The organism is Streptomyces sp. NPDC006512 (assembly GCF_040611935.1).
Classification (GTDB): Bacteria; Actinomycetota; Actinomycetes; order Streptomycetales; family Streptomycetaceae; genus Streptomyces.
In genome coordinates, this window is the sequence record NZ_JBEXPG010000038.1 from 60,169 (window position 1) to 72,923 (window position 12,755).

General features: G+C 73.2%; 9 protein-coding genes. 5 read left to right on the forward strand and 4 right to left on the reverse strand.

Annotated elements, in window-relative coordinates; genetic code table 11:
- Positions 1-164 precede the first annotated feature (164 nt).
- Both ABZZ17_RS25395 and ABZZ17_RS25400 read left to right on the forward strand, forming a co-directional pair.
- Positions 165-2,258, forward strand: coding sequence for a YhgE/Pip domain-containing protein (locus ABZZ17_RS25395; RefSeq protein ID WP_356878807.1), 2,094 nt, complete (start codon positions 165-167; stop codon positions 2,256-2,258).
- 29 nt (positions 2,259-2,287) lie between these two features.
- A complete protein-coding gene (locus tag ABZZ17_RS25400) occupies positions 2,288-2,920 on the forward strand; it encodes a TetR/AcrR family transcriptional regulator (protein WP_356878809.1) in 633 nt (210 codons plus the stop codon).
- A gap of 302 nt (positions 2,921-3,222) precedes the next feature.
- Here the strand turns inward: ABZZ17_RS25400 and ABZZ17_RS25405 are convergent, their stop codons facing one another.
- The 4 genes from ABZZ17_RS25405 to ABZZ17_RS25420 all read right to left on the reverse strand — a co-directional run bounded on the left by ABZZ17_RS25405 (position 3,223) and on the right by ABZZ17_RS25420 (position 8,679).
- Positions 3,223-5,613, reverse strand: coding sequence for a DUF3488 and transglutaminase-like domain-containing protein (locus tag ABZZ17_RS25405; protein WP_356878811.1), 2,391 nt, complete (start codon positions 5,611-5,613; stop codon positions 3,223-3,225).
- Positions 5,614-5,627: 14 nt separating this feature from the next.
- A complete protein-coding gene (locus ABZZ17_RS25410; protein WP_356878813.1) occupies positions 5,628-6,980 on the reverse strand; it encodes a DUF58 domain-containing protein in 1,353 nt (450 codons plus the stop codon).
- Complete coding sequence (locus ABZZ17_RS25415) at positions 6,980-7,990, reverse strand: MoxR family ATPase (RefSeq protein ID WP_356878815.1); 1,011 nt, start codon at positions 7,988-7,990, stop codon at positions 6,980-6,982. The genes ABZZ17_RS25410 and ABZZ17_RS25415 overlap by 1 nt, the downstream gene beginning before the upstream one ends.
- 137 nt (positions 7,991-8,127) lie before the next feature.
- Positions 8,128-8,679 carry a carbonic anhydrase gene (locus ABZZ17_RS25420; protein WP_356878817.1) on the reverse strand — a complete coding sequence of 184 codons (552 nt, stop codon included), beginning with the start codon at positions 8,677-8,679 and terminating at the stop codon, positions 8,128-8,130.
- Between the two features lie 311 nt (positions 8,680-8,990).
- Here ABZZ17_RS25420 and rsmH point away from each other — a divergent pair, with 311 nt between their 5' ends.
- From rsmH to ABZZ17_RS25435, 3 genes are all read left to right on the forward strand, one after another.
- Positions 8,991-9,950, forward strand: a complete 960-nt coding sequence (rsmH, locus tag ABZZ17_RS25425; RefSeq protein WP_356878819.1) for a 16S rRNA (cytosine(1402)-N(4))-methyltransferase RsmH — start codon at positions 8,991-8,993, stop codon at positions 9,948-9,950.
- Entirely contained in the window at positions 9,947-10,606 is a 660-nt protein-coding gene (locus ABZZ17_RS25430; RefSeq protein ID WP_356878821.1) for a septum formation initiator family protein, read from the forward strand. Before rsmH ends, ABZZ17_RS25430 begins: the two co-directional genes overlap by 4 nt.
- A gap of 108 nt (positions 10,607-10,714) precedes the next feature.
- On the forward strand, positions 10,715-12,733 hold the full coding sequence (locus ABZZ17_RS25435) for a penicillin-binding protein 2 (RefSeq protein ID WP_356878823.1): 2,019 nt from the start codon (positions 10,715-10,717) through the stop codon (positions 12,731-12,733).
- The last annotated feature ends 22 nt before the right edge of the window (positions 12,734-12,755 follow it).

The window sequence follows — 12,755 nt, forward strand, 5'->3', positions numbered from 1 at the left end:
GGCCGAGACCCCGGCCAAGGGTGAGACCCCGGCCCGGGAGCCGGACGGGTCCGAGCCCGGGAAGCCGACCACGGCCACCACGGCCACCACGGCCACCACGACCACCACCACCGGCACCACCGGCACCACCGGCACCACCGACGAAGACCCGAAGGGGGCGGACGATGCGATCTCCGAAGCTGGCCGCGCTTGAGCTGAAGCGGTTCGGGCGGGGGAAGCTGCCCCGGGCCGCGCTCGTCGCGCTGCTCCTGCTGCCGCTGCTGTACGGAGCCCTGTACCTGTGGTCCTTCTGGGACCCGTACGCGCGCCTCGACAAGGTCCCCGTCGCCCTCGTGAACGCCGACACGGGCGCCACCGTCGACGGCAAGCGGATCGAGGCCGGCGACGAGATCACCAAGAAGCTGCACAACAGCAAGACCTTCGACTGGCGCGAGGTCAGCGCCGCCGAGGCGGCCAAGGGCCTGGAGGACGGGAAGTACTACCTGTCCCTGACCATGCCGGCCGACTTCAGCACGAAGATCGCCTCCAGCTCCGGTGAGGACCCCGCCACCGGCGCCCTCCAGGTCCGCACGAACGACGCGAACAACTACATCGTCGGCTCGATCTCGAAGACCGTCTTCTCCGAGGTCCGCGCCGCCGCGTCCACGAACGCCTCCCGCGGCTTCCTCGACAAGATCTTCGTCAACTTCTCCGACCTGCACGACAAGACCGCCGAGGCCGCCGACGGCGCCGACAAGCTCAAGGACGGCGCGGGCAAGGCCCAGCAGGGTGCCAAGGACCTCGCCGACGGCCTGGACACGGCCAAGGAGAAGACCGGCGAGCTCAACGGCGGGCTGAAGAAGCTCAACACGTCCGCCGGCCAGCTGGAGACCGGTGCGAAGGACCTCGCCGCCGGCACCCAGACCCTCGCCGACAAGGTCAACGGCGCCGCCGCCAAGGCCAAGCCGTTCGTCAGCGACCCGAAGTCCCTGGCCGCCAACGCCGCGCTCGTCGCGGACTCGGCCAAGGTGGTCAGGAACCACCTGGACACCTTCCTGAAGAAGGCCCCCGCGGTCGCCACCGGCACCAAGACGGCCCAGACCAAGATGGACAAGTACTACACCGACCACTGCGTCACCCCGGGCGCCGAGCCGCACCTGGCCTCCTGCCCCGACCTGAAGGCGGTCAAGGACAGCGTCGCCGAGGGCGCCCTGCTCGCCGCGGACGCCAACAACGTCGCCCAGGCGGCCGGCACGGACGTGAACAAGCTCCGCGGCCAGCTCACCGACCTGGAGAACAAGGCCCGCGAGCTCGTCGACAAGGCACCGGCCCTCGCCTCCGACCTCGACACGGCCGTCACCAAGGTCAACGCCCTGAACAGCGGCGCCCAGAAGGTCTCCTCCGGCATGGCCCAGCTGCACACCGGCATCGGCAGCGCCACGAAGGGCTCCGGCGCCATCAACGAGGGCGTCGGCAAGCTCGGCGACGGCGCCCACACCCTCGACGGCGGCATGTACAAGCTCGTCGACGGTTCCGGCGAGCTCGCCGGGGGCCTGCACGACGGCGCCGGCAAGATCCCGGACTACGACCAGCAGGCGCGCGACGCCCGCACGCAGGTCATGGCCGACCCCATCCAGCTCGCCAACCAGTCCCTGCACAAGGCGCCCAACTACGGCACCGGCTTCGCCCCGTACTTCATCCCGCTCTCCCTCTGGGTCGGCGCGATGGTCGCCTACATGCTGATCGCCCCGATGAACAAGCGGGCCCTGTCCACCGGCGCCTCGCCCTGGCGGATCGCCCTCGCGGGCTGGCTGCCCGTGCTGGGCATCGGCGTCGCCCAGGTGGGCCTGCTGATGTCCGTGCTCCACTGGGCCCCGGGCCTCGGCCTGGAGATGGAGAACCCGGCCCTGACCGTCGGCTTCCTGTTCCTGGTCACCGGCTGCTTCGCGGCGATCGTCCAGTGGCTCAACGCCAAGTTCGGCGCCGCCGGCCGCATCCTGGTCCTCGCCGTCCTGATGCTCCAGCTGACCTCGGCGGGCGGCACCTACCCCGTTCAGACCAGCCCGGACTTCTTCAACGCCATCCACCCCTACCTGCCGATGTCGTACGTCGTCGAGAGCCTGCGCCGCCTGATCACCGGCGGCGACCTCACCCCGGTGTGGCAGGGCGGCGCGGTCCTGGTGGCCTTCACGGTCGGGGCCCTGGCCCTCACCGCGCTCGCCGCCCGCGGCAAGCAGGTGTGGACGATGGACCGGCTGCACCCGGAACTGAGCCTGTAAGGGGCTGTTGACCTGTGAGAATCAGCGCCATGGAAAGCAGCAGCACCGGTACGGGCACCGGCGGCGCCCGCCGCCAGGCCACCCGGCAGAAGCTCTACGAAGCCGCCGTCACCCTCATCGCCGAACAGGGATTCTCCGCGACCACGGTCGACGAGATCGCGGAGCGGGCGGGCGTGGCCAAAGGCACCGTCTACTACAACTTCGCGAGCAAGACCGACCTCTTCGAGGAGCTCCTGCGGCACGGGGTGGGGCTGCTCACCGCCTCGCTGCGGGCCGCGGCCGAGGAGACCGAGGCGCGCGGCGGCAGCCGCGTCGAAGCCCTGGACGGCATGATCCGCGCGGGTCTGGTCTTCATCGACCGCTACCCCGCCTTCACCCAGCTCTACGTCGCCGAACTGTGGCGGACCAACCGGGCCTGGCAGTCCACCCTCATGGTGGTCCGCCAGGAAGCGGTCGCGGTTGTCGAGACGGTGCTGCGCGAGGGCGTCGAACGGGGCGAACTCAGCGCCGAGATCGACGTCCCGCTGACGGCGGCGGCGATGGTCGGCATGGTGCTGGTGGCCGCACTGGACTGGCAGTCCTTCCAGAGCGAGCGGTCACTGGACGACGTCCACTCGGCCCTGTCGCTGCTCCTGCGGGGACGGGTCAGCGGCAGCCGGTGACCCCCGGTCGGCGGTGCCCACCGGGGGCGCCGCCGGCGTAGAACTGAGTATCCGTACCTAGCCGCCGAATTGAGTACGCGTACGGATGGGCTCCCACCTGCGAGAACAGCAGAATGGGGGCGACGGACAGGGCCTTCGGCCCGCACCGCGGACACGGGGCCGCGGAGCGGGCCGGGTCCCTGGCCGACAGGGATCGGGGGACCCGGCAACGGGAAACGCCGGTGCGCCGGGGCTCGGGGGGAACGAGCCCGGACGCACCGGCGTTTTCCGTACGCGAGCGGCGGCTACGGGAGCCGGCCCGCTCAGCCCCGCCCGCGCAGCGGGATCCGGATGCGGCCGAACACGGCCGCCGCCCGCTCCGACAGCGCGGCCCAACGGGCCGACACGGCCCACGAGACCCGCGCCGCCGACCGCGGCAGCAGCAGGGCCCGCAGCCGCCCGCCCCGCCCGGCACCCGCCAGCAGGCCCGCCCGGGCCAGCAGCACGTCGCCGGTGAGACCGGGGTACGACAGGTCCGCGCCCGGCGGGGCGTACAGCGCCCGCTCCACCGCGCCCGCGACCCGGTGCACCGCCTCGGCGGTCTCCGGCTCCAGCCGACCGAGCAGCACCACGCGCGCCGCGGCCCCCCGCGGGGACAGCGCCCCGTCCGGCGGGACGCCCACGTCCCAGGCGGCGTCACCCAGCTCCCGCCAGGCCAGGAGCACCTCGCCCGAGCCCAGCCGGCGCGCCCTCACCCGGCCGCGCCACAGCAGCGGCAGCAACAGCAGAACGAGTACGGCCAGCGTCGCGCCGGTCCAGCCGAGGACCGCGCCCACCGGCAGGCCGCCCGAACCGGACGCCGTGTCCTGCTTCAGCGCCGGACCGCCGCACTCGCCCAGCTTCTTCAGCTCCGGCGGGCACTCGTCCGCCTTCGACGGCGCCGTCGAGGGCTGCGCGACGGGCTGCGACGGCAGCGCGGACGGCGACGACGGCTGCGGGGCCGGGGCCTCGGTCCGGCTGTAGTCCGGTACCGAGATGCCCGCGCGGGGCGTCGGCTCGAACCGGGTCCAGCCGATGCCCTCGAAGTACAGCTCCGGCCAGGCGTGCGCGTCCCGCATCGAGACGTTCACGCTGCCGTCCGACTGCTTCTCGCCCGGGGTGAAACCGACCGCGACCCGCGCCGGGATCCCGAGCGTCCGCGACATCGCCGCCATCGAGAAGGCGAAGTGGACGCAGAAGCCCTCCTTGTCGTTCAGGAAGCGGGCGATGGCCTGCGAACCCGTACCGGAGGACACCTTCGTGTCGTAGCGGAAGCCGCCGTTCACCGCGAAGAAGTCCTGGAGCCTGACCGCCCGCGTGTAGTCGTCCCGCGCCCCCGCGGTGACCCGCCGGGCCGTGTCCGCCACCACCGGCGGCAGGTTGTCCGGCAGCTTCGTGTACTCCGCCTGCACGAACGGGTTCGGCCCGGGCGCGCTCTGCAGCTGCTGGGCCGTGGGCCGCAGCAGCAGGCTCCGTACGGTGTACTGCGCGCCCTGCACGTTCTGGAAGCGGTCCTTGCCCAGCTGGTCCCCGACGAGGGTCCGGCCGGCCGGCTCGAAGCGCCACTTCCCGCCGATGTCCACCTGCGTCGCCGGGTACGGCATCGGCAGGTAGCGCTGCGCGTACGTGTCCGACGCCGAAACCGTCGTACGGACCTCGCTCGCGCTCTCGCGGACCCGCTCGCTCAGCCCCGACGGGGCCGGCAGCCGCTCCGGGACGTCCGTCAGCGGGCGCCCGGAGGCCTCCCACTTCACCCCGTTGAACTCGTCCAGCGCCAGGATCCGCAGGTACTGCTCGCCCAGCTGGGGGCTGTCCGTGCGGTACCGCAGGACGACCCGGTTGTCCTGCGCGTTCAGGCTGCTCTGCAACGAGACCAGCGGGTTCACCGCCGAGATAGTCCCGCCCGTACCCCCGCCCGAGCCGTCCTCGCCCCCGCCGAGCATCCCGCCGCCCAGCGCCGGCAGTACGGCCGGCACGGCCAGCGCCAGGCCCAGCGCGGCCACGCCGATGCGGCGTCCGGTGCGGACCGGGGCGACGGCCCGGCCGCCGGAGCCGCCCCCGTAGCCGGAGGCGGCCGAGACCCGCCCGCTGGGCGCCGCACCGAAGACCCGGCCCCACTGGGCGAGCCGGTCGCGCCCCTCGGACAGCAGCAGCATCAGGTAGCCGCCGCCCGCCAGCAGGAAGGAGAACCAGGCACCGCCCTGACCGGCCGACAGCCCGGCGGCCACCGAGTACAGCGCCAGCAGCGGCAGCCCGGCCGCCGCGGCGGTGCGCACCGTCACCGCCAGGACGTCGACCAGCAGGCCGATCAGCAGCACCCCGGCCAGCAGCAGCAGCCGGATGCCGTCCGTCGTCGGAGCCGGTATCGCGAACTCGCCGACGTCGCGGACGCCCTGCTGGAACAGGGCCCCGAAGTCGGTGACGAGGAAGGCCAGCGGCCCGGACCCGGTGGACTCCGCCTTCCCCGCGAAGAGCAGGGCCAGCATCAGCAGGGACACCAGCAGCTGCGCCGCCACGGTCAGCGACCTGGCCAGCGGCACCCGCCGCGCCCCGGCCCCCACGGCCGCCTGCACGCCGAGCAGCGCCGCGGCCTGGAGCAGCCAGCCGGACGATTCCACCAGCGGGGCCAGCGACCAGGAGGTCAGCAGCGTCGCCAGCATCGCGAAGAGCGTCACGCGCGCCCGCCCGCTCATCCCCAGCCTCCGGAGGTCGCCGTGCCGAGGGGAGCGTTCCCGGCCTGCCGCCACAGTTCGCCGAACGCGGCGCCGGGCGGGACGGACAGCGCCGTCCAGCCCGCGTCCCGCAGTCTGCGCAGCCGCTCATCGACCCGCGAGGGCGCTCCCGCCCAGGTCGCCGAGTCCAGTACGAACGCCACGGCGCCTCCGCTGCGCTGGCGCATCCGCGCCGCCATCTCGGCCTGTACCTCGTCCAGGTCGCCGAAGAACGCGATGAGCAGGCCGTCCCCGCCGGACGAGCCGAACCCGCCGCCGCGCAGGGCGTCGTAGGCGGCGGAGAGCCCGGCCCCGTCGGAGTGGCCGACGACCGCGAGGGTGTCCATCATCAGCCCGGCCGCCTCGGCGGACTCCTGCCCGCCCGAGGAGAAGCCGCCGCCGTCGCCGCCGCCCGCGGAATCGCCGGTGTCGGTCAGCAGCCGCACCGAGAAGCCCTGTTCGAGCACGTGCAGCAGGCTGGAGGCGGCGGCGGACACGGCCCACTCGAACGCGGAGTCCGGACCGGCCCCCTCGTAGGCGAGGTGCCGGGTGTCCAGCAGCACGGTGGCCTTGCTGCGCTGCGGCTGTTCCTCGCGGCGCACCATCAGCTCGCCGTAGCGGGCGGTGGAGCGCCAGTGCACCCGGCGCAGGTCGTCGCCGCGCCGGTAGCCGCGCGGGATCACGTCGTCGTCCCCGGCCAGGGCCAGCGAGCGGCGGGTGCCGTCGCCGTAGCCGTTCGCCTCGCCGGTCATGCGGACCGGGGGCAGGGGTTCGGTGCGGGGGATGACGGTGAGGGTGTCGTAGGCGCTGAAGGAGCGGGTCAGCTCGACCAGCCCGAAGGGGTCGGTCAGGCGCAGCTGGAGCGGGCCCAGGGGGTAGCGGCCGCGCAGGTCGGACCGGACCCGGTACGAGACCTCGCGCCGCCCGCCGGACTCGACCCGGTCCAGCACGAACCGGGGCCGGGGCCCCAGCACGTACGGCACCCGGTCCTGGAGCATGAGCAGTCCGGTCGGCACGCGGGAGACGTTCTCCATCCGCAGCTGGACCCTGGCCTCGCCCCCGGCGGGCACCCGGGACGGGCTGAGCCGGCGGCTGCCGGAGACCCGGTGCCGGGTGCGGTGCAGGGCCAGTACGCAGATCAGGGGGAGCACGACCAGCAGCAGTCCGACCCGCAGCAGCTGGCTCTGGCCCAGGACGTACGCGCACGCGGCGGCGGCTGCTCCGGCGGCCAGGAACGACCGGCCGCGGGTGGTCAGCCCCGCCAGCGAGGCCCGCAGCCCACCCGTCTCCCTCGGCAGCCCGCCGGCGCCGCGCGGGGCACCGGCGCTCATCAGAAGCCCCGGATGCCCGCGCCGGGCGGCATCTCGCCGCGGGCGTGCGCGGCGGGGACGGGGGTGCGCTGGAGGATGTCGTGGACGACCTGCTCGGCGGTGCGCCGGTTCAGCTGGGCCTGCGCGGTGGGCAGCAGCCGGTGCGCGAGGACGGGGGCGGCGAGCGCCTGCACGTCGTCGGGCAGGACGTAGTCCCGGCCGGCCAGGGCGGCGGAGGCCTTCACGGCGCGCAGCAGGTGCAGGGTGGCGCGGGGCGAGGCGCCCAGGCGCAGGTCGGGGTGGCTGCGGGTCGCGGAGACGAGGTCGACGACGTAGCGGCGGACGGGCTCGGCGACGTACACCTCGCGGACCGCCTCGATCAGCTTGACGATGTCGTGGGCGTGCGCGACGGCCGTCAGGTCGTCGAGCGGGGAGAGCCCGCCGTGCACGTCGAGCATCTGGAGCTCGGCGTCGGGGCTGGGGTAGCCGACGGAGACGCGGGCCATGAAGCGGTCGCGCTGGGCCTCGGGGAGCGGGTAGGTGCCCTCCATCTCCACCGGGTTCTGCGTGGCGACCACCATGAACGGGCTGGGCAGGGTGTACGTGGTGCCGTCGATGGTGACCTGGCGTTCCTCCATCGACTCCAGCAGCGCCGACTGGGTCTTCGGGGAGGCGCGGTTGATCTCGTCGCCGATGACGATCTGAGCGAAGATCGCGCCCGGCTTGAACTCGAACTCGCGGCGCTGCTGGTCGTAGATGCTGACGCCGGTGATGTCGGAGGGCAGCAGGTCCGGAGTGAACTGGATGCGCTGCACCGAGCAGTCGATGGACTTGGCGAGCGTCTTGGCCAGCATGGTCTTGCCCACGCCGGGGACGTCCTCGATCAGCAGGTGTCCCTCGGCGAGCAGCACCGTCAGGGCGAGGCGCACGACCTCGGGCTTGCCCTCGATCACGCCCTCGACCGAGTGGCGGATCCGCTCGGCCGTGCTGGTCAGATCCGCGAGGCTCGCTCGGTCGTCATACGTGGTCACCTGGTTCTCCTCGGCCCTTTCAAAGGGCCGACGCTGTTGGCGCATGAACCGGCCCACCCCGAAACACGGACACCCGTCCCGGAGATTTCCGGCGGACGTCTTCCCGCATTCTTGACGCCGTCACGGCCTCGTGTCACTCAAGAGGCGGGATCGATCTCCCGGAGCAGCCCGGTGTGGACGTCGAAGACGAAGCCTCGCACATCGTCGCGGAAAGGCAGGAAGGGGTTCGTGCGGACCCGCTGCATGGACTGGCGGACGTCCTGGTCCACGTCGCGGAAGGCCTCGACGGCCCAGGCGGGGCGCTGGCCGACCTCGTCCTCCAGCTCGTGCCGGAAGTCCTCGGTCAGGCTTTCGAGACCACAGCCGGTGTGGTGGATGAGTATCACCGCGCGGGTGCCGAGCGCCCGCTGGCTGATGGTGAGGGAGCGGATGGTGTCGTCCGTGACCACCCCGCCGGCGTTGCGGATGGTGTGGCAGTCGCCGAGCTCCAGGCCCAGGGCGGCGTGCAGGTCGAGGCGCGCGTCCATGCAGGCGACGACGGCCACGTGCAGGACCGGCCGGGCGTCCATACCGGGATCGGTGAACTCCGAGGCGTACCGCCGGTTCGCCTCGACGAGCCGGTCGGTGACGGAGGCGCCGCCGGATGCCTGGGCTGCGGGGGTGACGGGCAGGGATGCGGAAGTCGTCATGGTTAAGACGTTAGTGGTCACACGTCGTGGAGGCATTGAGAGAGGGTGGACAAAGAAGGTCAACCAGGCTTGTTGTGAGCTAACCCACAGGGGTGGGGCGGAGGCCGCCGTTCAGGTGATTCGCGGCTTTTGCGGGTTCACGGGGAGAGGGGCGCACCGCGCGCGGGGCGGTTCGTTGACCGCGGCGACCGTTGCACTAAAGTGACGCGAACCGGCCGGAGCCCGGCCCTCACCGGCCGCCCGGCCCCCTGGTAAAACTCCGCGTGCGCGGCGCGGCGTACGCCTGCCGCGCCGTTATCTGAGAGGGCGCTTTGACTAGCGAGTCCCGACATGTCCCGGTGATGCTCCAGCGGTGCCTGGACCTGTTGGCCCCGGCGCTGGAGAGGCCGGGGGCCGTCGTCGTCGACTGCACCCTCGGCCTCGGCGGCCACAGCGAGGCCCTGCTGACCCGGTTCCCCGAGGCGCACCTGATCGGCCTCGACCGCGACAAGGAGGCCCTGCGGCTCTCCGGCGAGCGCCTCGCGCCCTTCGGAGACCGGGCCACCCTCGTCCACGCGATCTACGCCGACCTGGCCGAGGTGCTGGACGGCCTGCGGATCCCCGCCGTCCAGGGCATCCTCTTCGACCTGGGCGTCTCCTCCATGCAGCTCGACGAGGCCGACCGCGGGTTCGCGTACGCGCAGGACGCCCCGCTCGACATGCGCATGGACCAGACGACGGGCATCAGCGCCGCCGAGGTGCTCAACACCTACGCCCCGGGCGAGCTGGTGCGGATCCTGCGCCAGTACGGCGAGGAGAAGCAGGCCAAACGGATCGTCTCCGCGGTCGTCCGCGAGCGGGAGAAGGAGCCCTTCAGCAACAGCGCCCGCCTCGTCGAGCTGATCCGCGACGCGCTCCCGCAGGCCGCCAAGCGCACCGGCGGCAACCCCGCCAAACGGACCTTCCAGGCCCTGCGCATCGAGGTCAACGGCGAGCTGTCCGGCCTGGAGCGGGCCATTCCGGCGGCGGTGGACCGGATCGCGGTCGGCGGCCGGATCGCGGTGCTCTCGTACCACTCGCTGGAGGACCGGCTGGTCAAGCAGGTCTTCGCGGCGGGCGCGGCCTCCACCGCGCCGCCCGGACTGCCGGTGGTGCCGGAGAAGTACCAGCCGAAGCTGAAGCTGCTGACGCGCGGCGCGGAGCTGCCCACCGAGGAGGAGATCGCCGAGAACCGGCGGGCGGCCCCGGCCCGGTTCCGCGGCGTCGAGCGCATCCGCGAGGCGCGGCTGTGAGCCCGGCGGGCCGCTCCGGGGGCGGCAAGGCGGCCGGCAAGGTGGCCACGCTGACCCGCGGGCAGGCGGCCCGCATCGGCCGGGCGCTCGGCAGCGGCCCGGCCGCGCGGCCCGCCGGCGGCGGCCCGCCGGGGCAGGCGGCGCGGATGCCGTTCGTGCTGCTGGTCGTGGCCCTCCTCGGCGGCGGGCTGATCAGCCTGCTGCTGCTGAACTCCGCGCTGAACGAGGGATCCTTCCAGCTGAGCAACCTGAAGAAGGAGACCACCGCGCTGACGGACGAGGAGCAGGCCCTCCAGCGCGACGTCGACGGGTACTCGGCCCCCGACGCCCTTCAGCGGCGGGCCCACGAGCTGGGCCTGGTGCCCGGCGGCAGCCCGGTCTTCATCGGCCCGGACGGCAAGGTCGCGGGCACCGTCTCGACGGCCGAGGCCCCGCCGCCGCCGTCCCCGCCGCCCTCCGCGCAGGTCCCCCCGGTCCAGAACCCCGCCCCCTCCGGCGCCCCGGCCTCCCCGGGCCAGGCGCCCGCGCCGTCGGGCGGCCCGGCTCCCGCGCCGTCCGGCTCCCCGGCCTCCCCGCCCCCCGCGGCGGGGGGCCCGTCCGCCCCGGCCGGGTCACCCCAGCCCCCGCAGCAGTCCACCCCCGATCCAGGCAGGTGACGTCGTGACCCCGCTGACAGGCGGTTCCGCCGTGTACGGGCACGGTCCCGCGGGGCCCCGCCCGGCCCTCGCCCCCGCCCCCGCCCTCCCCGGCCCGGGGGTGGCCGCGTGAGCCCCAAGGAGCCGCCCCGGCGGCGCGTGCCGGGGCCGGCCCGCCCCCGGCCCGGCGACCGGGCCCGCGCGAACGCCCGCCCGGCCTCCCGCCCCGCGACCCGGCGCCCCGCCGGCGCCCGCAGGCCGCACACCATCCGGCTCGGCAGCCCCAAGCCCCGGCTGCGGCTGGTCAGCGTGGGCCTGACCCTGGTGATGCTCGCCTTCGTCGTACGGCTCCTCCAGGTGCAGGCCGTCGACGCCTCCGCCTACTCCGCGAAGGCCACCGAGAACCGGTTCGCGAGCCACACCCTGGCCGCCGAGCGCGGGGAGATCACCGACCGCAAGGGCGTGGCCCTGGCGACGAGCGTGGACGCGTACGACATCACCGCGGACCCGAAGATGTTCACCCCGCAGGAGAGCAAGGCCCCCGACGCCCCCGAACAGGCCGCCGCGCTGCTCGCGCCCATCCTCGGCAAGGACGCCAAGGAACTCACCGCGCGCCTGAAGACCAAGAACACCCGCTACGTCATCCTGGCCCGCCGCCAGACCCCCCAGGTCTGGAACCAGATCAAGGACCTCAAGCGGCTCTTCGCGGAGAAGGCCGCGGCGGACAAGAAGAACAACGGCCCCGGGGCCAACGTCATCGCCGGCGTGTTCAACGAGAACAGCAGCAAGCGCGTGTACCCGAACGGCGCCCTCGCCGCCGGGATACTGGGTTACGTCAACGCGGAGGGCAAGGGCGGCGGCGGACTGGAGTCCTCCCTCGACAAGAAGCTCGCCGGCAAGGACGGCGAGCTCACCTACGCCCAGTCCGGCGGCCGCCGCGTCCCCACCGCGGGATCCAGCGAGAAGCCCGCCGTACCCGGCGACGACATCGAGCTGACCATCGACCGCGACATCCAGTGGGCGGCGCAGAGCGCCATCACCGAGCAGGTCGAGAAGTCCGGCGCCGACCGCGGCTACGTCATCGTCCAGGACACCCGCACCGGCGAGGTACTGGCCATGGCCAACGCCCCCGGCTTCGACCCCAACGACCTGACCAGGGCCACCTCCGCCGCCATGGGCAACGCCGCCCTCCAGGACGTGTACGAGCCCGGCTCCACCGCCAAGGTGATGTCGATGGCCGCGGTCCTGGAGGAGAAGAAGGCCACCCCCGCCACCCACGTCGAGGTCCCCAACCGGCTGCACCGCGGCGACCGTCTGTTCAAGGACGACATCGACCACCCCACCTGGTACCTCACCCTCAACGGGGTCCTCGCCAAGTCCTCCAACATCGGCACGATCCTGGCCACCGGCCAGCTCGGCCCCACCCAGCCCGAAGCCAACAAGGTCCTGCACTCCTACCTGACCAAGTTCGGCATCGGAGCGCCCACCGGCCTCGAATACCCCGGCGAATCGCGCGGCATCCTCGCCAAGCCCGAGGCCTGGTCCACCTCCCAGCAGTACACGATCCCCTTCGGCCAGGGCCTGTCCGTGAACGCGATGCAGGCCGCCTCCGTCTACTCGACGATCGCCAACGGCGGCGTCCGGATCACGCCCACCCTGGTGCGCGGCACCAAGGGCCCCGACGGCCGCTTCACCCCGGCCCCGGAACCCGAACGCACCCGCGTGGTCAGTCAGGAGACCGCCAAGACCCTCTCCGAGATGCTCGAATCGGTCGTCGACGACCAGGAGGGCACCGGCACCAAGGCGCGGATCCCCGGCTACCGGGTCGGCGGCAAGACGGGCACCTCCAACCGGGTGGATCCGGCCACCGGCCGCTACAAGGGCTACACCGCCTCCTTCGCCGGGTTCGCGCCCGCCGACAACCCGCGCATCACCGTCTACTGCGCCATCCAGAACCCCACCAAGGGCAGTTACTTCGGCGGCCAGATCTGCGGACCGATCTACAAGACGGTCATGGAGTTCGCCCTCAAGACCCTCCAGGTCGCACCCACCGGCACGGCACCCGCCGGACTCCCGGTGACCTTCGAAGGCGGCCCGCCGCCCGCCGCCCCGAACACGGCGCAGCCCAGCCCGCAGCCCGGACAGTGATCCGGCCGCCCAGCCAGAAATG

Coding starts and splice junctions, on each gene's coding strand:
- ABZZ17_RS25420 (WP_356878817.1), bottom strand. CDS start 8,679: ATGACGACTTCCGCATCCCTGCCCGTCACCCCCGCAGCCCAGGCATCC.
- ABZZ17_RS25400 (WP_356878809.1), top strand. CDS start 2,288: ATGGAAAGCAGCAGCACCGGTACGGGCACCGGCGGCGCCCGCCGCCAG.
- ABZZ17_RS25410 (WP_356878813.1), bottom strand. CDS start 6,980: ATGAGCGCCGGTGCCCCGCGCGGCGCCGGCGGGCTGCCGAGGGAGACG.
- ABZZ17_RS25395 (WP_356878807.1), top strand. CDS start 165: ATGCGATCTCCGAAGCTGGCCGCGCTTGAGCTGAAGCGGTTCGGGCGG.